Genomic DNA, 21,449 nt, shown 5'->3' on the forward strand with positions numbered 1-21,449 from the left:
TTCGCCGTTCGCCCTCAGCGGAGGCACATACGCTGGAAGGCATGGACGACATGTACGGTTCGGATGTGCTGGCGACGGGCTGGCGCGACCGCGGCGCGAAGAAGGTGCCGCAGGTCGCGGCGGAGGCGGATCTGGTCGTCGAGGTCGCGGATGACGGCTTCTGCGGAGCGGTCACCCGCGTGCAGGGCGGCACCGTCGAGTTGGAGGACCGCCTCGGCCGCCGACGGCTGTTCCCGCTCGGCGGCGGCTTCCTCATCGACGGCGCTCCGGTGCGGCTCGTCGTTCCAGCCGCGAAGGAACAGGGGCCGCGGCGCACAGCATCCGGATCGTTCGTCGTCGCCGACCAGCGGGCGCGTGTCGCCCTGCCCAGCCGCATCCTCGTCGAGGGCCGGCACGATGCCGAGCTGGTGGAGAAGGTCTGGGGCGCCGATCTGCGCGTCGAAGGTGTGGTCGTCGAGTTCCTGCAGGGCGTCGACCTGCTCGACGAGTTGCTGACCGCCGAGCCGCCCAGCGCCACCCGCAGGTACGGCGTGCTCGTCGACCATCTCGTGCCGGGCTCCAAGGAGACCAGGATCGCGCAGGCCATCGCGCGCGGCCCGCACGGTCGACACCTCCGCATCGTCGGACACCCGTTCATCGATGTCTGGCAGTGCGTCACCCCGCGTGCTCTCGGCATCGCGAAATGGCCCGAGATCCCGCGCGGTATCGAATGGAAGGTCGGGATCTGCCGTGCCTTCGGGTGGCCCCACGAGACGCAGGCGGACATCGCTCGCGCGTGGCAGCACATCCTCTCGAAGGTGACCACCTATCGCGACCTGGAGCCTGCATTGCTCGGCCGCGTGGAGGAGCTCATCGACTTCGTCACGGCCCCGGCGGGCTGAACGCCGCCGCCACGGGGCGCAGGGAGCGCGGGGCGCCGACGACTACCCTGGAATCATGCCCGAACCCCGCACCTTCCGAGACGAGCCGGTGTCGTTCGTACGCCGCAGCGGCCGGATGTCCGAGGCGCAGGAGCGCGCCTTCACCGAGCTCGGCCCGCACTATCTGCTCGACGTCCCGCGCGACGTCGCCTGGACCTCGGTGCACCCGGAGGCCCGCCTCGACCCGGCGACCGAGTACGGCCGTGCCTCCGACCTCTACGTGGAGATCGGCTCTGGGCAGGGGCACGCGATCGTCGCGGCGGCCTCCTCCCGTCCGGATGACGACTTCCTCGCCGTCGAGGTGTTCCGCGCCGGCCTCGCCCGGACGATGCTCGATGCCGACAGGGAGGGCGCCCGAAACATCCGAGTCGTCGAGGCGAACGCACCGGAGGTGCTCTCGTCGTACCTTCCCGAGGCCGCGGCGCGCGAGGTCTGGATCTTCTTCCCCGACCCGTGGCACAAGAAGAAGCACACCAAGAGACGCCTGGTGCGGCCTGGATTCGGCGACACCGCGGCGAGGGCTCTGAAGGACGGCGGTCTGCTGCGGCTCGCGACGGACTGGGAGGACTACGCGCTGCAGATGCGTGAGGTGCTCGACGCCGAGCCGCTGTTCGAGCGTGCGTTCGACGGGGAATGGGCTGAGCGCTTCGACGGCCGGGTGATGACCGCGTTCGAGCGCAAGGGCATCGCGAAGGGACGCGACATCCGCGATCTGGTCTACCGGCGCAGGGCGCGCCCGTGACCGAGGTTCGACGCGAGACCACGCTGGGCCTCGGCATCGTGCCCGCGTTGCTCGTGTGCGCCGCCGCGCCGGCGTTCTTCGTGCTGGAGATCCCCTGGCTGGGCTGGGTGCTGCTCGCGCTGGGAATCGTGATCGCCTGGTTGCTCGAACGCGGCCGTCCGGTGGAGGACCAGGTCGTCAGCATGGGGGCACGGCGAGAGACCGCCAAGGTGATCGGCGTGCACCGACCGCCATCGCTCACGAGGGACCTCTCGCTGATCGCCGTGGGCCTGCTGATCGTCAGCATCATCCCGCTGGCGGCCGAACTCGACAACCTCGCGATGCTGCGATTCACGCTCGCGCTGGGCGGTGCGGTCGCGGTGCCCTACGTCATCTCGAGGTTCGTCTACCGGGACAGGGCCATCAGCTTCCCGTGGCGCACGCACCGGCGTTGGGGTCGCCTGCAGTGGGGGTGGCTCGTGGCGGTGCTGATCCTGGGGTGGCTGATCCTGCCCTTCTACTTCATCACCAGCGGGGTGTACCAGAACTGGCCGGTGGTGGACACTCCCGAGCTCATCGCCCGGCTCTTCGTCGGCGTGGGCGCCGTGGGCATCTGGGACGAGCTGTTCTTCATCTGCACGGTGTTCGCGCTGCTGCGACGCCACTTCCCGAACCTGGTCGCGAACCTGCTGCAGGCGATCGTGTTCGTCTCGTTCCTCTGGGAGCTCGGATACCGCGAGTGGGGTCCGTTGCTGACGATTCCGTTCGCGCTGCTGCAGGGCTACATCTTCCTGCGCACCCACTCGCTCGCCTACGTCGTCACTGTGCATCTGCTGTTCGACGCCGTGGTGTTCGCGGTGCTCGTGCACGCGCACAACCCCGGCCTCCTGCCGATCTTCCTCGTCTGACAGAATCAGCACATGCTCATCGTCGGTCTCGTCCTCGCCGCAGCCGCCGCTGCGTTCCACGTGTTCATCTTCGCGCTCGAGTCGCTGCGGTGGACCGACCCGGAGACGAGGAAGATCTTCGGCGTCGCGAGCGAGGCGGATGCCGTCACCATGAAGCAGCTCGCCTTCAACCAGGGCTTCTACAACCTCTTCCTGGCGCTGACGACCCTGCTCGGCATCGGCCTCGTGATCGTCGGAGCGGAGACCGTCGGTCTGACTCTCGTGTTCGCCGGTACCGCGACGATGCTCGCCGCCGCACTGGTGCTGATCCTCTCGGACCGCACGAAGGCGCGCGCCGCCGTGATGCAGGGGACGCTCCCGCTGCTGGCCGTCGTGGGCACAGCGATCGGTGTCGCGATCAGCTGAGCGCCGACCGACCAGATGCACGTCGCGGGGTGACAGCCGGGTCCGTAACCGTCACACTCGTTGCATGGCCGACTGGGTGCTGCACGTGGACATGGATCAGTTCATCGCCGCGGTAGAGGTGCTGCGCAGACCCGAGCTCGCCGGGCTCCCGGTGATCGTGGGCGGACGCGGTGACCCCACGGAGCGCGCCGTCGTGTCGACCGCCTCCTACGAAGCCCGCGCGTACGGCATCGGCTCTGGTATGCCGCTCAAGATCGCGGCGCGCAAAGCTCCGGAGAATGCCGTCTTCCTGCCCGTGGACCAGGAGGCCTATGCGGTCGCGTCCGGGGAGGTGATGGGTGCGCTCCGGTCACTGCCCGACGTGGTGCTCGAGGTCATCGGGTGGGACGAGTGCTTCCTCGGGGTGACGACGGATGACCCGGAACGGGTCGCGAGCGCGGCACAGGCTGCCGTGCTCGCCGCGACCGAGCTGCACTGCTCGGTGGGCATCGGCGACAACAAGGTGCGCGCGAAGATCGCGACCGAGTTCGGAAAGCCGCGGGGCGTCTTCCGGCTGACGGCGGAGAACTGGTTCGAGGTCATGGGCGACAAGCCGACGCGCGATCTCTGGGGAGTAGGCTCGAAGGTGCAGAAGCGACTGGCTGCGCACGGGGTAGAGACGGTCCGTGAACTCGCGGACGCCGATGAACAGACGCTGATCGCGGAGTTCGGCCCGCGGATGGGCGTCTGGTATCACGGGCTCGGCTCAGGGCTCGGACCGAGCGTCGTCGACGACACTCCGTGGGTCGCCCGCAGCCACAGCCGCGAGACGACCTACCAGCAGAACCTCACGACGAGCGAGCAGGTCGCCTCCGCCGTTCGGGAGCTGGCCGTCCAGGCCTTCGACGACTGCGCCGCCGAAGGCAGGCCCGTCGTGCGGGCGCACCTCAAAGTGCGATACGCCCCCTTCGAGACGAAGACCTTCGGCCGCAAACTCTCCGGGCCGACGAGCGATCGCGAGGAGTTCGTGTCAGCTGCCCTCGCGCTCGCCGAGACGCTCGATACCGAGCGCGAGGTTCGCCTCCTCGGCGTGCGGGCCGAGATGACGATGCCGGACGAGGGCGACGCTGCGGAGCGGACGCCGGTTCGCGGCAGGATCTGAGCCCGGCGGATGCGCCGGAGGCGGCGCGCAGAGATCACTCGCGGATGACGGCAGCTACGGCGCTGACCTCGATCAGCGCTCCGGGAACTCCGAGACCGGCCACGATCGCTGCGGTGACCAGAGGCGGTGCGCTTTCTCGCGCGAGCCTCGAGGCGACGGCTCCGTAGGCCGCGCGCAGGTCGGCGTCCTGATGGATCAAGACCGTCCAGCTGATCACATCGTCGAGTCCTGCGCCGGCGGACTCGAGGGCGATGCGGGCGTTCTCGACGGCGCGCAGCGATTGCTCGCCGGCATCGGCAGAGACGACCGCTCCGGTGGAGTCGACGCCGTTCTGGCCGCCGACGTAGATCGTGGTCGCGCCCGGGGGCACGACGGCGACGTGGCTGAATGCGGGGCTTACGACGAGGCCCTCAGGGCTGGCGAGTGTGATCTCCATGCCCATACTCTGCACCGGGGCTCCGACGTTCGGAACCCCGGTGTCGAGGAGCGGATCAGAAGCGCAGGAGCACCTTGCCGATGCGACCGGCGGTGTTGCTCGCCTGCACGGCCGCGCCGATGTCGGCGGCGTCGAAGACGCCGGCCACGGGAAGGGTCACGGTGCCGTCGGTGACGCGCTGGACGAGCTCTCCGAACAGCTCGCCCCGCGTGCCGGGGTCGAGGCTGGGCATCACCTTGCTGCCCCAGAAGCCCTTGACCGTGGCCTGCTTGAAGATGACGTCGGACGAGGCGATCTCCATGACGGGGGAGTCCATCGCTCCGAAGGCCACGAGCGTGCCGCCCTCGGCGAGGAGCGAGAGCACGTCGCCCGCCGACGAGCCGCCGACCGAGTCGACGCCCGCCACGATCGGGGCGCCACCGGTGACGCGTGCGACCTGCTCCCGCCAGTCGTCCTGATCCGTGGCGACGACGCCCTCGATGCCCTGCGTGCGGAGCTCGTCGACGCCCGCGGTGCGGCGGACGAGCCCGACGACGTTGATGCCGCGCGCGGCGCCGAGCTGCGCGAGCATCCGGCCCACGGCACCGTTCGCCGCGTTCTGCACGATCCATTCGCCCGGCTTCACGTCGAGGAAGCGCAGCAGGGTGATGGTGCTGAACGGCATCGAGACCAGCTGCGCGGCATCTTCATCGGAGAGCGCGTCGGGCACGGGGATCAGACCGGCGGCGTTCGCGAGGAAGTACTCCGACCACGCGCCGAACGTGCCACCCGTCGCGACGCGCTGACCGACGGTCAGGTGCTCGACGCCCGAGCCGAGGGCGTCGACGATACCGAGCGCCTCGGTGCCCGACGCAGCGGGGAGCTCGGGCTGGAAGCCGTAGGTGCCGCGGACGGTCCACAGATCGTGGTTGTGGATGGGGGAGAGGATCGTCCGTAGACGAACCTGCCCGGCACCGGGCTCCGGCAGGGGGCGGTCTTCGATCCGGAGGACCTGCTCGGGATCGCCGAACGTGGGGTGGATGAGTGCGCGCATGGGTTTCCTTTGCGGGTGGAGGGATTCAGGGGGTGTCGTCCGCGGGTGCTGGCGCGGCGAGGTCGGCTGTGAGGCGCTGGAGCCGTTCGGTGATGTCGTGCAGTTCGCTGATGAGCTCGCGGCGACGCTCGTCGTCGCTCAGCCCGGCGGCTTCGGCGACCGCGCTGTGGATCGGGGCGACTTCGGTGCGAAGCGCCTTCCCGTGCGCCGTGAGCTGCACAGTCACGACCCGTTCGTCCGCCTCGCCGCGGACCCGAGTGACGAGGCCGGCCTGTTCCAGTCGGCGGACGAGGGGCGAGAGCGTGCCGGAGTCGAGGTGCATCAGCGCGCCGAGCGAGCCGATCGTCTGATCGCCTTCGATCCACAGTGCTGCCAGCACCAGGTACTGCGGGTAGGTCAGCCCCCAGGGAGCCAACAAGGCGCGGTACGCCTGCGTGGTCGCCCGCGACGCGGAGTACAGCGAGAAGCACACCATCTCATCCGTCATGACCATCCGTCGAGTATCGCACACAATTCAGTTGTGCACAATTTAATCTCGATCACGAGACCGGTCGAGCTCAGGAGCGGTCGACCGGCCACCCCGGCCGGGTGAGATGTGCCGCACGGCGAGACCCGCCCGCAGTACGCTCGGCCAGACGACCATTCGGAAGCGGGGAATGCAATGACCAGACCGACCTGGCTGTTCAGCACACTCGCGGGCTACCGGAGCAAGTGGATCGTGCGAGACGTGATCGCCGGGCTCTCCGCCGGTGCCGTGGTGATCCCGCAGGCGATGGCATACGCGACGATCGCCAATCTTCCGGTTCAGGTGGGTCTGTACACATGCATCCTGCCGATGGTGGTCTACGCATTCCTCGGCGGCAGTCGGGCTATGAGTGTCTCGACCACCTCCACCATCGCTACGCTCACGGCGACGACCCTCGTGTCCGCCGGAATCGCCGCCGGCGCGGAGGACGCGATCGGCTCACTGATGATGCTGACGCTGCTGGTCGGGGTGATCCTGCTCCTCGCCCGGCTCTGCCGGCTGGGCTCCCTCGTCGAGAACATCAGCGGCGCCACCGTTCTCGGACTCAAGATCGGGGTCGGTGCGACGGTGGCCGTCGGGCAGCTGCCGAAGCTGCTGGGCGAGACCTACAATTTCTCGGGGCACGGGTTCTTCCGATCGTTGGCCGCCGTCGGGGAGGCGTTCGGCAGTGTCAACTGGCCGACAGTCGCGCTGTCGGCAGGCTCGGTGGTGCTGCTGGTCGTCCTGAAGCGCTGGGCGCCGAAGGCCCCCGGCACCCTCGTCGTCGTGGTCGGGGGCATTCTCCTGGTCTGGCTCGGCGGCATCGACCGACTCGGCGTGGGCCTCATCGCCGCCGTTCCGAGCGGCCTGCCCGTTCCCGGATTGCCCGACCTGACGCAGGCGACGGCGCTCGTTCCCGGCGCCCTCGCGATCGCGGTGATGGCGTTCCTCGAGTCCGCGGCGGTCGCTCGGAGCCTTCGCACCGCGGCCGAACCGCAGATCGACAGTGATCAGGAGCTCCTCGCCACCGGAGCGGCGAACTCGATCGGTGCCTTCTTCGGCACCATGCCCGCGGCGGGAGGATTCTCGCAGAGCGCGGTCAACCAGAGTGCTGGAGCGCGATCGCAGCTGGCAACCGTCGTCACGGTCGCGCTCGCCGTGCTCGTCGCCCTCTTCCTCGGCCCGGTGCTCAGCCTGATGCCGGAGGCCACTCTGGCCGCTATGGTCTTCGTCGCGGTCGCGGGTCTCATCAACATCCCGGAGCTGGTGCGCTGGGCCCGCATCAGTCGGATGGACTTCTGGATCGCGCTGTCGGTCGCGATCATCGGACTCACAGCAGGACTGCTGTCGGCCGTGGCCGTCGGAGTCGTGGTGACGCTGATCCTCGTGTTGCGTGAAGCGAACATCCCGAAGATCCGCGTGGTGGGACGGATCGGCGGGGTGCTCGGCGTCCACCTGGAGCGAGGGCTGTACACCGCGAACGCGCTGGTCAATGAGCGCAGGCTCCTCGAGATCGTCGACGGCGAGGAGGAGGTGATCGCCGCCCTCGTGCTCGGGATGAGGCAGCAGGACGTCATGACGATCACCGTGCTCGAGGCGCTCGAGAACCTCGACCGCGAGCTCTCCCAGCGCAACACGACGCTCCACCTGGCGGCTCTCCCTGCCCCGGCGGCAGAAGTCGCCGGGCGCACGGCGTGGTTCACCGCCCTGCGGTCCGCCGGCCGCGTGCATGACACGGTTCGGGAAGGGATGGATGTGGCCGTCGCCGCCCGCCGCGCAGAAGCGCCGGGAGGCGCCGTTCACCCTGGTGAAGTCGACGAAGCGCGCTGACGGCTGGTCACGGGGTGCCTAGGCTGAGCCGCGAGGGTGCGCGGCGCAGGCCGCCGTCGACATGGGCGAACAGGGGGACGGGCATGCGAACAGGCCTTCGGATGACGTCGGCGAGGCGGTCAGGGTGGACGACCGGGTCGGCCTGACCTGGCGGTGGGCGAGATTCGGTCTCGGCATCGCCTTCGCCCTGCCCGCCATGGCCGTCGCTCCCTTCAGTTCGACGCTCGGTCTCGCCCTCGCCGTCGGTGTGCTTCCCGCGGCGGCGTTCCGGCTTCCGCCGCGGCGACACAGTCGCGCGGTCATCCTCCTCGTCGGCGGTCTCAGTGCGGTCGGGCTGCTCGTGGGTTCAGTGCTCGCCACCGTCCCCGCCGTCGCGGTCGTCGCAGTCTTCGGCGCGGCCGTTCTCGCGTGCGTCAATGCGGTCCGCGGGCGACTGGCCCAGCTCGTACTGATCCTCGTCCTGCCGATGGTCGGCATCGGCCTGAGCTTCCCCTGGTCGCCGGCTGCTCTCGGACTCGCGGCGTGCATGGTGGTGGGCTCCCTGTACGCGTGGCTCATCTCGCTGTTCTGGCCGGAGCGAGATGACCCGCCGCCGCCCGCAGCACCTGTGCCTCGAGGCCGGGCGATGCTGGTCTACGGGCTCCTGCTCGGCGCTGCGGCCGCGATCGCCGCCGCGGTGGGCTTCCTCCTCGATCTGCAGCACGTCGGCTGGGCGACGGCGGCGGTGCTGCTGGTGATGCGTCCGGCGCGCGGGCAACTCATCTCGCGCAGCATCGGGCGTGCGATCTCGGTGCTCGTCGGTGCCTTCGCCGCTGCCGCTTTCGCGCTCCTCGCGCCGGGAGATCTCCTGATCGGCCTCGTGGTCGGCGTCGTCGTCGGTGCCCTGTGCGCGACCCAGGAGAGCCGCTGGTATGTCGCTCCGGGATTCACGACGTTCATCGCGCTGACTTTCATCCTCGTGAACTCCACGGGGTCGCCGGGAGCACGGTTCCTCGAGCGGGTAGTGGAGACGCTTCTCGGCGTCGGGCTGGCACTCTTCTTCGGCGCTGTGGTGCCGTCTCTGCTTTCGCTGCTCGCCCGGCGACGGAGGTCGACCACGGTCTAGACCTTCGTCCCCTCAGAAGTGCTTGAGGCCCTATCGGCGCGGTGCCATACTGCGGATATCTGCTGACCTGGCGTCGAGCGTTGGACCGGGGGGTTCCCATGACGGAGAGCATCGGCGACGACGATGCACCGAGGACGTTCGTCCCCGAGATCGTCGAAGAGGACGTGGTGCGCCCACGACTGCTCGACCGGCTGACCGCCGCGATGGACGAGCCGTGGACGTTGACGCTCGTCACCGCGTCAGCCGGAGCGGGCAAGACCAGGCTGCTCGCGCAGTGGGCGGAGGCGATCGGGAGCGAACCGGACACCGCGGTGGTGTGGCTTTCGTTCCAGCGGGACGACGTCGATCTCTCGCTTCTTCGTTCCGCTCTCGAACGGATCGATGACGGGCGTCTCGGCGAGACTCTCGCGAAGGTCCCTCGGGCGGAGACGGATGACACGGCTCGGTCGCTCGCTCGTGCGCTGCGAACGACCGTCCGAAGGATCGTGATCGTGTTCGACGATGTTCACCTGATCGGGAGTCCGGAGCTGGCCGACATGCTGTCGGCGTTCGTCCATGCGGTCCCCGGCAACGCGCATGTCGTCCTCTCCGGGCGCGGCACCCGGCTGATCCGCGTGGCGCGGCGTCGTATCGCCGGAATCGCGCTCGAGCTCGACAACGCCGACCTGGCGTTCACCCCCGCAGAGGTGCGGTCTCTCTTCCGTGCCAGCGGGATCACCGTCTCGCAGGGAGAGATCACGACGATTCTTCACCGGACCGAGGGATGGGCCGCGGGACTCCGTCTCGCGGTGCTCGCCGGGCTGGAGCACCGCGACACCACGGACGCCCCGCTCCGCGGGGACGCCCCTGCGCTTGTCGACTACTTCCTCGAGGAGGTCTTCGGCGATCTGGACGAGGAGTTGACGGAGTTCCTTCTCTTCACCTCTGTCCCGGAGGCGTTCTCGCTCGACCTCGCCTACCGACTGTCGCCCGGTGTTCCCGCCGCCGCCCTCGTCGAGAGACTCATCCAGCTCTGCGTGCTGATGGGCAGGCGCGGCACGGACCCGGTCTGGTACCACTATCACCCGCTGCTGCGGGAGTTCCTCGCCGCACGCCTGCGGGATCGGGGGCGCGCGATCGTCGAGCGTCTCGAGAAGGACGCCGCCGAGTGGTTCGCCGAACAGGAGGCGCATCTCCCAGCCCTGCGACACGCCGCGCAGAGTTCTGATCCGGCGTGCATGGCCGTGATCCTGCGTCGGTGCGGGATGCAGCTGATCCTGACGGGTCATGCGTGCGAGGTGACGGAGGCGATCAGGGTGATGCCCGCTCCGCTGCGAGCGGATCCCGCGGTGCAGATGCTGATCGCGGCAGCGGAGCTCGCGCGGGGCGATGCCTCCGCCGCCGCCACCGTCCTCGCGACGCTGCGCGACGAAGACGGATCGGCCGTGAGTCGTCAGTGGCTGACCGGCCTCGATCTGCACACCGCCGTGCGCCGCGGAGGCATCGCTCAGGCCCTCGACCGACTCGGACGCGCGTTCGACACCGTCACCGGGGAGTCGCAGCTCGACACCTACGCATTCCTGCAAGCGGCGATGGGGGAGCTGTACGTCGGTCACCTCGACCGCGCAGAGCGCTATGCACGGACGGCCGCAGATCAAGCTCGCGCGGTCGGAGCGGTCGCGGCAGAACTCCAGGCGTCCGCCGTCCTGAACACCAGCGCTCTCTTCCGGGGCAGGATGCGCGACGTCCTCGCCGCCGGGTCGCGACTGGACGCGAGGTGGCGCGAACTCGGTGAGCCCGACGACGCCTTCTACGAGGTGACGAGAGTGTGGCGGTGCTGGGTGCCGTATGAACGCCTGCAGGCGATCGACGCGGAGCAGACGATGCGCGCAGCAGCGGCGATCATCGACTCGGGTTCCGAACCCGCGATCTCGAGGGGGCTGAGCGGGCTGGTGGCGCTGCTCGACACCGACGGCGCCGCGGATGCGCGCGCGGCCGCCAGCATGCTGCTCGAGACGCTCGTCCCTCGCGATGACATGCCGCTTCCTCCGCACTGGTATGCGATGGTGGGCGTGTTCGCCGTGCACGCGTTCGACCGGCTGGGCGAGCCGAATCTCCGGGATCAGTTCATCGCCGACACCGAGCGGGCGCTCGGCACGAGTGGCGAGGTGGTCGTCCTCCGCGCGATCGCGGCCCTGCACGACCATCGGCACGCCGAGGCGCGCGAGACTCTCGCCCCCGTTCTCGACGGCTCGACGACGTGTGCGCTGCCGGCATCCCTGGTGGACGCCTGGCTGGTGGCGGCCGCGCTCGATGTGCACGGCGGTGACTCCGAGAGGGCTCAGGCCTCGCTCTCGCTGGCGCTGTCGCTGGCCGAACCGGAGGAACACGTCCGGCGCATCGCGGCAGCCGATCAGGCTGTGCTCCGGCTCCTGGGCGCACGGGCTACCGCCGGAACCCGGACCCGCTTCGCCGACACCGTCCGGGAGCGACTCGTCGCGGCGGGGCTGCTCGTGGACGAGCAGCTCACGCACCGCGAGCGCATCGTGCTGCTGGCGTTGAGCCGTAACGCGACGCTGCGTCAGATCGCTCAGCAGGAGTTCATCTCCCCGAACACCGTCAAGACGCACGTGCGGAACATCTACCGCAAGCTCGGCGTCTCGGACCGGGACAGCGTGACGGCGGCCGCTCACGCACTCGGGATCGAGTAGCGCTCGCGGCCGCCGTGGGCAGGTGATCAGTCGCGCGCCAGTGCCGCCGCCAGGTGCGCTTCGAGGTCGAGGTAGGCGTCGTCGGCGATGTCGAACACGACCTTCGTGATCTCACCGCCGGCGAAGTCGAACCCGTAGCCGTACAGGGACGAGACGGGGTCGGCACTGTCCCGACCGATCGTCAGTCCCTCGCCACAGAGTGAGAAGTGGCCGAGGACCGTGCGGATGCGCTTTTCGCCGACCACCTGGTCGTCGATGTACAGCTTCACCGGACCGACGCCCTCACGGTGCTCGCCCATGCCCTCCTTTGTGAACTCGACGCCGATGATGTGCGTGCCCGAGGTCGGCACCGGGGCCGAGACGCGGTCTTCGGGCGGGATGCCGAGGAAGTTGTACACGTAATGCACCTGGCCGTCCTTCACGACGAGCGCGTGCCCGCCGAACCGGGAACCGTGGGCGAAGATGACGCCCTCCGTCTCGGGGGTGAACTCGACCTCGGCGGCGATCTTGTACGAGACGCCGTGCGTGTTCGCGGCGGACCGCTCGGGTACCTCGCTCGTGCCCGGGTAGTAGACGAACTGTCCCGAAGGCGGTGCGGGCTGGTGGAACTCCATGCCGACGAACGTCTCGAAGTCCTTCGGGTTGCCGATGATCTGCAGGTCGTTCAGCGGAAGCACGTTGTTGGCCTTCGCCTCCTCCATCCAGAGTGCCTTGAGCTCTTCGAGCTTGTCGGGATGCTCCTCGGCGAGGTTCTTCGCTTCAGCTCGGTCGACGTCCGTGTGATAGAGCTCCCACTCGTCCTGGTCGAAGTTGCTGACGCCGCTCATGGGCCCGTGGACGGCGACGGCCTTCCAACCCTCATGCCAGATGCCGCGCTGACCGAGCATCTCGTAGTACTGCGTCTTCTTCTCGGTCGGACCTTCCGGTTCGGCGTCGAAGGAGTACGCCATCGACACACCGGAGAGAGGGGTCTGTGCGACGCCGTTGTAGACGTCGGGGAACTCCACCCCGCAGGCCTCGAGGATCGTCGGAACGATGTCGGTCGAGTGGTGGTACTGGTGACGCACTTCGCCGCGCGCCTTCATCCCCGCGGGCCAGTGGATCACGAGCGGGTCGCAGACGCCGCCCTGATAGGTGTAGCGCTTGAACATCTTGTAGGGCGTGGAGAACGCCGCCGCCCACCCCGTCGGATAGTGGTTGTAGGTGTCGGGCGAGCCGAGCTTGTCGACGAGGCGCAGGTTCTCCGCCTCGTCGTCCGGGTAGCCGCCGAAGATCTTGCCTTCGTTGACAGAGCCGTTCGGGCTGCCCTCACCCGAGGCGCCGTTGTCGGCGCAGTAGAGGATGAGCGTGTTGTCGAGCTGGCCCGATTCCTCGAGGTAGTCGACGATGCGTCCGACCTGCGAATCGGTGTACTCGCTGAAGCCTGCATAGACCTCGGCCATACGGGAGAACATCGCCTTCTCCTCGGCGTTCAGCGAGTCCCAGGGGCGCACCTCGTCCGTCGGGTTGAACGTGCCGTCGGGCATCGGATTCAGCGCCGTCAGGTCGGTGTCCGCCGGGACGATCCCCTTCTCGATCATCCGGCCCAGCACCCAGTCGCGGTATGCCTCGTAGCCGTCGTCGAACTGGCCCTTGTACTTGTCGATGTACTCCTGCGGGGCGTGGTGGGGCGCGTGATTCGCGCCCGGGCAGAACCAGAGGTACCACGGCTTGTCCGGCTCAGTCTGCTTGACGTCGCGGATCATCGTGAGCGCCTGGTCGGCGAGATCCTTCGACAGGTGATAGCCCTGCTCGGGGAGGTACGGCTGATCGATGTAGTGGTTGTCCTCGGCCAACGACGGGTACCAGTTGTTGGTTTCTCCGCCGATGAACCCGTAGAACCGGTCGTAGCCCTGCGCCAGCGGCCAGTGCTTCTTCGAGGCGCCTGCCGTCCATTCGTCGATCGGCACGTTGTGGTTCTTGCCGACCCAGAACGTCGACCATCCGGCGTCGCGCAGCACGTGCGCCATGGTCACGTTCGAATCGGGGATGTGGGAGTTGTAGCCCGGGAACCCGGTGGAGGATTCGGAGATCGTGGCGAAGCCGTTGAGGTGATGGTTTCGTCCGGTCAGGAATGTCGACCGCGTCGGCGAACACAGTGCCGTCGTGTGCCACTGCGAGTAGGTGAGGCCGTTCTGCGCGAGCCGATCCATGGTGGGCATACTGATCCGCCCACCGTACGGCGACCACGCCGCCATGCCCGTGTCGTCGTAGAGCACGACCAGCACGTTCGGTGCCCCGGCCGGTGGTGTCGACGCCCGGTAGGCGTCCCAATCCGCGACCGAGTCGCGCACGTCGAGTTCGATCTTGCCCTGGAAGTCGCGAGCCATTGCCGGTTCCCTTCACCTGTCGGAACGATGTCTATCCGCACAGTACTGCGGCGCGATGACTGCTGTCACCGGGGGAGTGCGACGTTCATCCGGGTGATCCCCGATGCTTCGCGGCAAGGGGTCTCGTCGGAGGGGCGACGTCGGTCACTCAGAGCAGACCCGCGAGTGCCTTCTGCAGCTGGAGAGCGCCGATCACGAGGAGCAGGGCCGCATTGAGGACGTGCGTGTTTCCGGCGATCCACGCTCGTACCCGGTCGAGCAGCGGCTCAGCATCGCGGCCGCGCACGACGACGTACACCACCGGAAGCGCGATCGGGAGAGTGCCCACCACGACGAACGCCGCAGCGATCCAGAGCCCCGCGGCCGCATCCACGTCGGACAGGGTGATGTCCAGGGCGGCGAGGATGGCGCACGACGCGTCGACCGGGTTGAGCACGAAGAGCCCGATGCCGAGGAGGAACGTGCGCCCAGGGCGGAACGACTCGACCGAGTGCAGCCAGCCGGGCAGCTGGGGCGACGCGGCGACGACATCGCGCGGGGTCGAAGCCGCCGCCATCCGCTGGACGTGTGCGCGGCCCTTCCGATACACCCAGACGGCAGCGACCACCAGGAAGAGGCCGACGAGCAGACGCACGAGGGGGACCCACAGGGGCGGCTCCCCGCGTTGATGCACCTCCAGCACAGGGAACAGCCAGAGGAACAAGGCCATGAGGCCGGCGAGCCCGAGGAACCAGCCGAACAGATACGCGATCCCGTTGGCGCGGGCATTCCGCGAGAGCAGGACGGCGACGAGCGCCATGATGGCGAGCGGACTCAGCACCACGCCGAGAGCGACGGGAACGAGGTCCAGGATCAGCTCGCCCATATCCTCGTTCCTCCTTCTGGTTCCCCGGTCCGGCCCTAGAAGCTCCCGATGCCCTTGCCGAGCATCGAGACACCGATCACCAGCAGCAGGACGGCCATGATGACGGCGTTCTCGGTGGCGAGCCAGCCGCGGAGGGCGTCGAGCGGACCGCGAAGGCGGTCGGCGGCGATGAGGTATCCGATGACAGGGACCAGCACGGTCGACGCGGCGATGAGTGTGTAGATGACGATCACCACGACGACGGATCCGGCAGGAAGCGATGCCGCGCCGATGTCGGTGCCGGCGCCCGCCGCCATGATCAGGTTCTTCGGGTTGACCGCAGACAGCAGGAAGCCGAGTCCGAGCGCGACCGGGAAGGTGATCGTGTCGATGGCCTTCATCCACTTCGGGAGGGCGGCCTCTTCCCCTGCCTTCGGCCGCTTGCGCCACTGTCCGAACGCGAGGAGGAAAAGCAGCAGGCCGAGGACGAGCTGCACCACGCCGCGGATCGGGTGGGAGACATCGGGATCGTCATCCGGCAGGATCGACGACAGCAACGTGAACACCGTGACCGCGACCACGATCCCGACGACCCAGCCGAGGAGGAAGCCGACGCTCGTCACCCGTGCTTTGGGTGAGAGCAGCATCAGGATCGCGGCGATGATCGGTATCGGGCTGATCGCGACGCCGAGAGCGAGCGGAAGAATGTCTCCGACGACGGTTCCCATCAGTGGCCTTCTCTCTCTGAACGCTGTGATCCCGAGGTCGTTCGGGTGAGGTCGCTGATCGCTGCGCGATTGGTCGCATAGACCTGCTCCGACTCGAGCAGACCGAGCCCCGTGAGTCGGTGCAGCGTATTCGGCCGGACTCGACTGAACGCGAGCGAGATAGAGCCGGCGGCGAGCCACTTCTTGAGCGAGTCGAACGACTCCGCCCCGGTGACGTCGACGTCGGTCACGGCCTCCATGTCGACCACGAGGTGCTGGACGGATCCCTCACCGGCCGAACGGATCGCGTCCTTGACCGCCGTCGAGAACACGGCCCCGTTGGCGAAGAACAGCGGAGCGGCTAGGCGGATGACGATCACGCCTGGTGCGGTCACGGTTCCTGCGGGTGCGTCCTCCAGCAGCGACTCGCCCGGATCGCCGCTGGATTCGAGGACGTCGATGGCGGGATTCGAGGCGCGGCGCGCGATGTTGATGAGCGCGAGCACGAACGCGACCAGGATGCCGGGGATGGAACCGACGAAGAGGGTGACCAGGAAGCAGGTGGCCCCGATGAGGAACTCGAACCGATCCTTTCGCCACAGATCGATGAAGTCGCGGATCCCGAGCAGGGGGATGATCGCCACCCCGACGATCGCGCCGATGGCGGGCGACGGGATGTCTGCCAGCAGCGCGGTGCCGAACAGGAGCAGCAGGAGTGTTCCGGCTGCGAGGATCAGGGCCGGGAACTGCGTGCGCGATCCCGCCTGATCCATTGCCGCCGTTCGCGAGGTCGATGATCCGACGGCGAAGCTGCCCTGGGCTCCCGCGGCGACGTTGGCGATGCCGAACGCGAAGAGATCGCGGTTCGCATGGAACGGGTAGCCGTGCTTCTCGGAGTACGAGCGCGAGACCAGGAGCCCTTCCGCGGTGGTGACCAGCGTCAGTGCGATCGCGGACGGCACCAGCGCGAGCCAGAGCGTCCAGTCGATCATCGGCCAGGTGAGCACGGGCGGGCCCGCCGGAACCTCACCCAGAACGTCGACACCACGTTGGTCGAGTCCCGTCAGCACGACCACGAGTGTCGTCGCCACGAGCACGATCAGCGCCCAGGGGACGGCGCGGAGGTAGCGGCGCCCCAGCAGCAGGACGGCCACCGAGCAGGCCGAGATCAGGACAGCCCAGCCGTTGAGGGTGGTGATGCCTCCGATGAGGTCGGCGACCTTGCCCGTGAACTCCTTGCCGGAGTCGATCTTGACGCCGAGCATCTTGGCGACCTGGCTGACCATGATGTCCAGCGCGAGGCCGCCGACGAATCCGACCAGGATCGGCTTGGAGAGGAAGTTCGCCAGGAATCCGAGCTTGAACACGGCCAGGAGTACGAACATGCCGCCGCAGATGATCGCCTGCGCGAGCGCGAGCGTTGCGTAGTCGGCACTGCCGGCCGCGGCGAGTCCACCGATCGAGGACGCGACCAGTGCGGCCGCGGCGGCGTCGGGGGATGCGACCAACTGCCGGGAGGACACGACCAGCGCATACACGATGGTCGGGACGATGAGGGCGTAGAGACCTGCGGTGGGCGGGAGCCCCGCGATCTGCGCGTAGCCGATGTTGAGGGGGATGGCGATGGCGAGCAGCGTGACGCCGGCGGTCAACTCCGTGACGAAGTTGCGCCTGGTCAGCCCCGCGAGCGGACGTTGCACGTCTTCTCCCTTCGGGCGCGCCCCGGCCGAGCGCGTCGACGTCCACGATCCCACCGAGGCGGATCCGGCGACCACGTCTGGATCGCAACCTCCCCCGGGTGATTTACGGTCGCCATGATCAGCCCTGCGCCTCGGGAGCTCGGCTTCCACGACGCCGCAGGAAGCCGCGGCCGCCGGTCACCGGCACAGGATCGGGCTCGGGCTCGGGCGGCACCGCGGTGCGGTCACCCGAGAGCCAGCGCAGCCACGTCGCCTCGGGGTCTCCTTCGAAGACGAGAGCGCGGGTGAGCAGCGTGAGCGGAATGGAGAGGATCGCACCGAGCGGGCCGATGATGAACGTCCAGAAGATCACGGAGAAGAAGCTCAGGGTGAGGCTGAGGTCCACGGCATCACTGACGAACTTCGGCTGCACGAGCACCTGGAGCACCACGTTCACGATGCTGTAGACGGCGATGACACCGAGCAGAAGCGGCCAGCCCCCGACCACGAAGGCGAGGATCGCCGGGGGGACGAGCCCGATGACGAAGCCGACGTTCGGGATGAAGTTCGTGACGAAGGCCAGGATCGCCCACACGACCGGAGCCGGGATGCCCATCCACCACAGGGCCAGGCCGTCGACGACGGCGACGATCGCCCCGAAGGTGGCATTGACGATGTAGTACCGGCGGATGCCCGAGTTGAGATGTGCGATCCTCGCCAGAACCGGTCCCTTTGTCGCGCCGAAGAGGGCGGGGGCCTGACGATAGCGCGCCGCGTCGATCGCCATGAAGATGATGTAGGCGCAGACGAAGAACAGGGCGGTCGCGACGCTGAGGACGGTGCCTCCCACGCTTCGCGCGACACCGAGCAGCGTCTCCGGATCGAGGATCGAGGTAGCGGCATCCGAGGCCTCTTCGTCCAGTCCGAGCGTCTGCAGCCATCCCACCAGCTCGGTGGCGGTGTTCTCGAGACCGCCCTGAGACACCAGGTCGCCGATGAGCCGCGCGAACTGCGTGCCGGCGAGCCAGAGCAGAGCGCCCATCGACAGCAGGATCAGATAGGCGACGACGATGACGGCGGTGGTGCTGGCCCACTGCGGCCAGCCGCGGCGATCGAGTGGGCGTCGGAGTGGCTCGCAGATGATCACGATCACGATCGCCAGCGCGATCGGACCGAAGAGATCCCGTGCGAAGTACACGCCGGCCAGCGTCAGCACGCTCGCGGCGAGCACGAGGAGCACCCGCAGGCTGGGGGAGAGCGAGCGGTCGGTGGTGCGCTCGGGCGCAGGCGAGGGGGTCACGCGGCCAGCGTAGCCCGCGGCTGGACGGGAGTCCGGTCGCCTCGCGGACGGCGCACCGGCGGCCCGGGCGCTCAGAACGGCTCCGGCGGGACGAGGGGAGGGGGCCCCTGCTCCGACACGACCACGGCACGCACTCCTGCCGTCTCGAGAGCCTCCGCGACGCCACGCACCGTGCCCGAGATCACGGCGCTGCCGTGCAACGGGTGATGCCAGATCTGGAGCGTCAGCGCCCACCGCTCGGGCGAGATCGCGGCGATTCGTACGTTCGGATGCTCGCGCGCGTGCACGCCGTCGACGTCGCCCGCCGCGGCGGTGATGGCCGTGATCACGTCGTCCAGGTCGAGTTCGGCCGATCGCGCGATGCGGATGTCGACGTCGCTCCGACGCGCGCCATGACGGGAGTCGTTCACCAGGACCCCGGTGAGGAGCGCGGCGTTCGGCACGTGCACCGTGAGGCCGTCGACGGTGGTGAGGATCACGGAACGTCCGTTGAGCTCCTGCACAGTCCCGCGGATCACGCCGTCCGGGCCTTCTATCCCGATCTCCTCGCCGATCTTCACCGATTGGCGGGATTGGATGAGCACGCCGGCGGCGAAATTGTCCGCGACGCCGCGCAGCACCAGGATCAGCACGACCACCGCGATCGCCGTCATCGCCAAGAGCGGCTGCACGTTCGCCCCGAGGAACGCCAGCCCGACGCCGATACCGACCAGGAGGAGGGCGTACTGCGTGAAACGGGCGGCCAACTGCGACACCGAGTCGGAGATCCCGGGCGTCCGAGCCGCCAGTTTGAGCACGCCCTTGCGGGCGAAGCGCGACAGCAGCCAGCCGATGAGCACCGACACGATCGCGAGCACGATCTGCCAGGCCGACAGCCCGTCGGGGAACAGGTCGCCCAGCGTCATGATCCTCGGCCCCTCGGGGGCAGCCTTCGGCTCGTCCGCCTCATACGACCAGGATGGGCCGCGCGGCTCCCCGGCGCTCCGGGAGGTCACCCCGCACGGGTGACCTCCACGCGACAGGCATCGTATGGCACCTCCAGCATTGCCGCATGGAAGATCGGCCCGCCCCCGCTCACGACCGCAAGTACGGAGTGCTCGAGGTCAGCACGGTGCTCCTGCTCTCCATCACAGCGGTCATCACCGCCTGGTGCGGCTTCGAGGCGTCGAAGTGGGGCGGTGAGATGTCGATCGCGTTCAGTCAGGCATCAAGCGCGCGGGTGCAGGCGGCCTCGGCCGAGTCGACTGCCCAGGCCGCCCGGCAATACGACCTGACCATCTACACCGAGTGGGTACTCGCAGAGCGGGAGGGGCAGGACGATCTCGTCGAGTTCATCGAGGCCCGCTTCACTCCGGAGTTCGCTGCGGCGTTCGACGCCTGGGACGACGCGGGGCGGGAGGCGGACGGTCCGTTCGCCATGGACGAATACGCCCCACCAGGTGAGTCGGAGGCCGTCGAGCTGAACGACCGTGCCGACGAGAAGTTCGACGAGGCACTCCGGAACAATCAACGCGGCGACGACTATTCGCTCCTGACCGTCCTCTTCGCACTCGTGCTGTTCTTCGCCGCCCTCTCCCAGAACCAGCGGGCTCGGTGGCGGCGCACCGTCTTCCTCTCCCTCAGCGGTGTGCTCGCCGTCGTGGGCATCGTCGTCCTGGCCACCTTTCCCATCAAGATCTGACCCGCGACCCGCATCGCCCCGCGCGGATGAGCCGCCGAAGCCGACGCCGAAGCGGAGAAGGAGACTGAGAGCATGTCCACGACGCCAGCAGGCCACGATCTCCTCACGGAAGCCCGCTCGCGCGGAGCCACTCGAGAGCGCGCTCGGGAGGCCATCGGGCTTCAGATCTCGATCGTCGCATTCGTGCTCGCGGCCCTCGTCGCGCTGCCCGTCTTCCGGTTGCAGTCGGCTCCCATCGCCGGCCCGGACTCCCTGGGACAGTTCGCGGCGCTGATGTCCGCGGTCACGGCGATCGTCGTCTTCGTGCTCGGACGCGTCATCGCAGCCGACCCCGCCCGGCGGAAGCGGCTCGGCGCGCTCGACGTCGTCGACATCGCCGCATTCGCCTTCGCTCACGCCATGATCGCCCTGCTCGGGTGGACCCTGGCCGCCACGATCGTCGAGGCAGGGCTGATCGGAGCCGTCGTGTTCCCGCTCCCGGCGCTGATGCTGGCCGGCGCCGCCGCCGCGCTCACCGCCTACGTGACGTACTACTCGGCGACGCACCTCGACCTGCAGCTGCTGGCCACCGTGCTCGCGGTGTTCCTCGTGCTGGGCGTGCTGGCGAGCATGCTCACAGCGAGCGATCCGCAGTGGTGGAAGGAGAATCTGAGCGCCCTCGGCATGACGGACGATCTCTCCGCCCGGGCCTTCAACCTCACGCTGATCATCGCGGGGATCCTCGTGACGACGTTGGCGCGCTACGCGACGAGGGGGATTCCGACGACCCACCCGCGCGGGGCTGCCTCCGTGCGCACGTGTCTCGTGATCGTCGGCATCTTCCTCGGTCTCGTCGGTGTCTTCCCGGTGGACGAGCACTTCGCCCTGCACACCGGCGTGGCGTCGGGGATGGTGGTCGCCTACGCGGTCCTCGTCGTCGCCGTCCGATGGTGGGTCCCCGGCGTCTCGCGCACCTTCCTGCTCGTCGGCTACGTGTTCACCCTCCTGATCCTGCTCCTTTCGGTGTTCTTCGCCGTCGGCTACTACACCCTGACCGCTGTCGAACTCGTGGCGGGAACCGTGGTGTTCACATGGATCATCCTGTTCATCCGCACCGCCGATGCGCTCAAACGCGACGAGGGGACCGGTGGTGCGGACTGAAATATCACCCGGGGGAGGCCCTTGAGGTCACCTGT

Annotated in this window: 19 protein-coding genes; 10 read left to right on the forward strand and 9 right to left on the reverse strand. The window is 68.5% G+C overall.

The features are described from left to right. Positions 1-41: 41 nt before the first annotated feature. The 5 genes from ACFC14_RS12540 (at position 42) to ACFC14_RS12560 (ending at position 4,095) form a co-directional block, all read left to right on the forward strand. Entirely contained in the window at positions 42-881 is an 840-nt protein-coding gene (locus tag ACFC14_RS12540; RefSeq protein WP_376104884.1) for a DUF3097 domain-containing protein, read from the forward strand. Positions 882-936: 55 nt separating this feature from the next. Further along, positions 937-1,662, forward strand: coding sequence for a tRNA (guanosine(46)-N7)-methyltransferase TrmB (trmB, locus tag ACFC14_RS12545; RefSeq protein ID WP_376104887.1), 726 nt, complete (start codon positions 937-939; stop codon positions 1,660-1,662). Beyond that, positions 1,659-2,549 carry a CPBP family intramembrane glutamic endopeptidase gene (locus ACFC14_RS12550; RefSeq protein WP_376104890.1) on the forward strand — a complete coding sequence of 297 codons (891 nt, stop codon included), beginning with the start codon at positions 1,659-1,661 and terminating at the stop codon, positions 2,547-2,549. The genes trmB and ACFC14_RS12550 overlap by 4 nt, the downstream gene beginning before the upstream one ends. Before the next feature lie 12 nt (positions 2,550-2,561). Beyond that, positions 2,562-2,954 (forward strand): DUF1304 domain-containing protein, encoded by a 393-nt coding sequence (locus ACFC14_RS12555; RefSeq protein WP_376104893.1) that lies wholly within the window; start codon positions 2,562-2,564, stop codon positions 2,952-2,954. A 64-nt stretch (positions 2,955-3,018) separates the two neighbouring features. After that, positions 3,019-4,095 (forward strand): DNA polymerase IV, encoded by a 1,077-nt coding sequence (locus ACFC14_RS12560; protein WP_376104896.1) that lies wholly within the window; start codon positions 3,019-3,021, stop codon positions 4,093-4,095. Between the two features lie 34 nt (positions 4,096-4,129). Here ACFC14_RS12560 and ACFC14_RS12565 read toward each other — a convergent pair whose 3' ends face one another. From ACFC14_RS12565 to ACFC14_RS12575, 3 genes are read right to left on the reverse strand one after another with little or no spacing between them, the layout of a single operon-like run. Next, the gene (locus ACFC14_RS12565; protein ID WP_376104898.1) at positions 4,130-4,531 is read right to left on the reverse strand and encodes a RidA family protein; all 402 of its coding nucleotides are present in this window, start codon (positions 4,529-4,531) and stop codon (positions 4,130-4,132) included. Positions 4,532-4,586: 55 nt separating this feature from the next. Beyond that, positions 4,587-5,564 (reverse strand): zinc-binding dehydrogenase, encoded by a 978-nt coding sequence (locus ACFC14_RS12570; RefSeq protein WP_376104900.1) that lies wholly within the window; start codon positions 5,562-5,564, stop codon positions 4,587-4,589. A 25-nt stretch (positions 5,565-5,589) separates the two neighbouring features. Continuing rightward, positions 5,590-6,057 (reverse strand): MarR family winged helix-turn-helix transcriptional regulator, encoded by a 468-nt coding sequence (locus ACFC14_RS12575; RefSeq protein ID WP_376104902.1) that lies wholly within the window; start codon positions 6,055-6,057, stop codon positions 5,590-5,592. A 168-nt stretch (positions 6,058-6,225) separates the two neighbouring features. On the opposite strand from ACFC14_RS12575, the gene ACFC14_RS12580 reads away from it, so the two are divergent. The 3 genes from ACFC14_RS12580 (at position 6,226) to ACFC14_RS12590 (ending at position 11,694) form a co-directional block, all read left to right on the forward strand. Further along, entirely contained in the window at positions 6,226-7,899 is a 1,674-nt protein-coding gene (locus ACFC14_RS12580; protein ID WP_376104905.1) for a SulP family inorganic anion transporter, read from the forward strand. Between the two features lie 124 nt (positions 7,900-8,023). Then, positions 8,024-9,004: an FUSC family protein gene (locus ACFC14_RS12585; RefSeq protein ID WP_376104907.1), complete on the forward strand. Its 981-nt coding sequence runs from the start codon at positions 8,024-8,026 to the stop codon at positions 9,002-9,004. A 98-nt stretch (positions 9,005-9,102) separates the two neighbouring features. Continuing rightward, positions 9,103-11,694, forward strand: coding sequence for a LuxR C-terminal-related transcriptional regulator (locus ACFC14_RS12590; RefSeq protein WP_376104909.1), 2,592 nt, complete (start codon positions 9,103-9,105; stop codon positions 11,692-11,694). 26 nt (positions 11,695-11,720) lie between these two features. Here ACFC14_RS12590 and ACFC14_RS12595 read toward each other — a convergent pair whose 3' ends face one another. The 6 genes from ACFC14_RS12595 to ACFC14_RS12620 form a co-directional block, all read right to left on the reverse strand. Then, entirely contained in the window at positions 11,721-14,063 is a 2,343-nt protein-coding gene (locus tag ACFC14_RS12595) for an arylsulfatase (protein ID WP_376104912.1), read from the reverse strand. Between the two features lie 148 nt (positions 14,064-14,211). Beyond that, the gene (locus ACFC14_RS12600; RefSeq protein ID WP_376104915.1) at positions 14,212-14,928 is read right to left on the reverse strand and encodes a GAP family protein; all 717 of its coding nucleotides are present in this window, start codon (positions 14,926-14,928) and stop codon (positions 14,212-14,214) included. Positions 14,929-14,963: 35 nt separating this feature from the next. Further along, on the reverse strand, positions 14,964-15,635 hold the full coding sequence (locus ACFC14_RS12605; RefSeq protein ID WP_376104918.1) for a GAP family protein: 672 nt from the start codon (positions 15,633-15,635) through the stop codon (positions 14,964-14,966). Next, a complete protein-coding gene (locus ACFC14_RS12610; protein WP_376104920.1) occupies positions 15,635-17,314 on the reverse strand; it encodes a SulP family inorganic anion transporter in 1,680 nt (559 codons plus the stop codon). Before ACFC14_RS12610 ends, ACFC14_RS12605 begins: the two co-directional genes overlap by 1 nt. A 118-nt stretch (positions 17,315-17,432) precedes the next feature. Beyond that, positions 17,433-18,593: an AI-2E family transporter gene (locus tag ACFC14_RS12615; RefSeq protein WP_376104923.1), complete on the reverse strand. Its 1,161-nt coding sequence runs from the start codon at positions 18,591-18,593 to the stop codon at positions 17,433-17,435. 71 nt (positions 18,594-18,664) lie between these two features. Further along, positions 18,665-19,498, reverse strand: a complete 834-nt coding sequence (locus ACFC14_RS12620; protein ID WP_376104925.1) for a mechanosensitive ion channel family protein — start codon at positions 19,496-19,498, stop codon at positions 18,665-18,667. Positions 19,499-19,644: 146 nt separating this feature from the next. Here ACFC14_RS12620 and ACFC14_RS12625 point away from each other — a divergent pair, with 146 nt between their 5' ends. Continuing rightward, complete coding sequence (locus tag ACFC14_RS12625) at positions 19,645-20,274, forward strand: hypothetical protein (RefSeq protein ID WP_376104927.1); 630 nt, start codon at positions 19,645-19,647, stop codon at positions 20,272-20,274. A gap of 72 nt (positions 20,275-20,346) precedes the next feature. After that, positions 20,347-21,414: a DUF998 domain-containing protein gene (locus ACFC14_RS12630; protein ID WP_376104930.1), complete on the forward strand. Its 1,068-nt coding sequence runs from the start codon at positions 20,347-20,349 to the stop codon at positions 21,412-21,414. Positions 21,415-21,449 lie beyond the last annotated feature (35 nt).

Origin of the sequence: Microbacterium sp. NPDC055988 (assembly GCF_042269505.1) — a bacterium.
Taxonomy (GTDB): domain Bacteria; phylum Actinomycetota; class Actinomycetes; order Actinomycetales; family Microbacteriaceae; genus Microbacterium.

Excerpts from the sequence above, each read along its gene's own strand:
- ACFC14_RS12540 (WP_376104884.1), top strand. The coding sequence starts at position 42 with ATGGACGACATGTACGGTTCGGATGTGCTGGCGACGGGCTGGCGCGAC.
- trmB (WP_376104887.1), top strand. The coding sequence starts at position 937 with ATGCCCGAACCCCGCACCTTCCGAGACGAGCCGGTGTCGTTCGTACGC.
- ACFC14_RS12555 (WP_376104893.1), top strand. The coding sequence starts at position 2,562 with ATGCTCATCGTCGGTCTCGTCCTCGCCGCAGCCGCCGCTGCGTTCCAC.
- ACFC14_RS12560 (WP_376104896.1), top strand. The coding sequence starts at position 3,019 with ATGGCCGACTGGGTGCTGCACGTGGACATGGATCAGTTCATCGCCGCG.
- ACFC14_RS12565 (WP_376104898.1), bottom strand. The coding sequence starts at position 4,531 with ATGGAGATCACACTCGCCAGCCCTGAGGGCCTCGTCGTAAGCCCCGCA.
- ACFC14_RS12570 (WP_376104900.1), bottom strand. The coding sequence starts at position 5,564 with ATGCGCGCACTCATCCACCCCACGTTCGGCGATCCCGAGCAGGTCCTC.
- ACFC14_RS12575 (WP_376104902.1), bottom strand. The coding sequence starts at position 6,057 with ATGGTCATGACGGATGAGATGGTGTGCTTCTCGCTGTACTCCGCGTCG.
- ACFC14_RS12580 (WP_376104905.1), top strand. The coding sequence starts at position 6,226 with ATGACCAGACCGACCTGGCTGTTCAGCACACTCGCGGGCTACCGGAGC.
- ACFC14_RS12590 (WP_376104909.1), top strand. The coding sequence starts at position 9,103 with ATGACGGAGAGCATCGGCGACGACGATGCACCGAGGACGTTCGTCCCC.
- ACFC14_RS12595 (WP_376104912.1), bottom strand. The coding sequence starts at position 14,063 with ATGGCTCGCGACTTCCAGGGCAAGATCGAACTCGACGTGCGCGACTCG.
- ACFC14_RS12600 (WP_376104915.1), bottom strand. The coding sequence starts at position 14,928 with ATGGGCGAGCTGATCCTGGACCTCGTTCCCGTCGCTCTCGGCGTGGTG.
- ACFC14_RS12605 (WP_376104918.1), bottom strand. The coding sequence starts at position 15,635 with ATGGGAACCGTCGTCGGAGACATTCTTCCGCTCGCTCTCGGCGTCGCG.
- ACFC14_RS12620 (WP_376104925.1), bottom strand. The coding sequence starts at position 19,498 with ATGACGCTGGGCGACCTGTTCCCCGACGGGCTGTCGGCCTGGCAGATC.
- ACFC14_RS12625 (WP_376104927.1), top strand. The coding sequence starts at position 19,645 with ATGGAAGATCGGCCCGCCCCCGCTCACGACCGCAAGTACGGAGTGCTC.
- ACFC14_RS12630 (WP_376104930.1), top strand. The coding sequence starts at position 20,347 with ATGTCCACGACGCCAGCAGGCCACGATCTCCTCACGGAAGCCCGCTCG.